Origin of the sequence: Vibrio sp. 10N.222.52.C3 (assembly GCF_041474195.1) — a bacterium.
Lineage (GTDB): Bacteria > Pseudomonadota > Gammaproteobacteria > Enterobacterales > Vibrionaceae > Vibrio > Vibrio crassostreae_C.
In genome coordinates this window covers 1-281 of sequence record NZ_JBFRTQ010000181.1, presented here as the reverse complement: position 1 = coordinate 281, position 281 = coordinate 1, and the positions used below count along the sequence as shown (strand labels likewise).

Below are 281 nucleotides of genomic sequence, written 5' to 3'. Positions count from 1 at the left end.
CAGTTAGTTATCTTCTTTTCCGCTTTACCCATGTCACCACCGTTCTAACCACCATAAAGGATCAGATCACAGGACTTGGAAAAGGTTCAACTGATTTAAGCAACAACGCCGTTTTCACTTGTGCGTCAGGTTGTGCTCTACCACGAATTAGGTCTTCAAAGAACACTATTGGATACCCCCAAATTACAGCATTAACACCAAGGTAAAATGCTTCAGCCTCGGCGCCTTTCAAAACCCCTAATTCGGGTGAAGGCGTAATTCGTCCTTTTGCAATAGCTGTA

The 281-nt window shown here is 43.8% G+C and carries 1 protein-coding gene; it reads right to left on the bottom strand.

Translation table 11 applies throughout. The features are described from left to right. Positions 1 to 61: 61 nt before the first annotated feature. On the bottom strand, positions 62 to 281 hold a 220-nt coding region (locus AB4517_RS21420), incomplete at its 5' end, for a hypothetical protein (RefSeq protein WP_372149877.1).